Here is a 310-nt window from a genome sequence, read left to right as displayed (position 1 = left end):
TGCGGTATTGACGCAAAAAATGACTTGAAAACCTCTATTAACTCTTTAACTTTTCCTTTTTCTAGAAAACGCGCCAGACGAATCTCGTTCTGGGTCTTAGCTTTTAAATCTTTCACAAAGTAAGACAATAAATGGTCTGATAAAGCGGATTTTACCTCAAGGTTAGGATATCTGAGTTTGTAAGAACGTTTTTTGCCTATAAGATACTCTATGCCCTTAATGGTTAAGTATCCTGTTTGAAATAAAAGAGTTTCAGGACGAATATAATTGATATCAAAAGCTTCAATAAGCTCTTCACCCACTTCTAAAT

The 310-nt window shown here is 34.2% G+C and carries 1 pseudogene; it reads right to left on the bottom strand.

Annotation, left to right across the window (positions count from 1 at the left end):
• Positions 1 to 310: pseudogene (locus TH606_RS11820) on the bottom strand (hypothetical protein); the annotation flags it as partial.

This window comes from Thermodesulfatator autotrophicus, assembly GCF_001642325.1.
Lineage (GTDB): Bacteria > Desulfobacterota > Thermodesulfobacteria > Thermodesulfobacteriales > Thermodesulfatatoraceae > Thermodesulfatator > Thermodesulfatator autotrophicus.
This window is presented reverse-complemented; position numbering and strand designations above follow the sequence as displayed.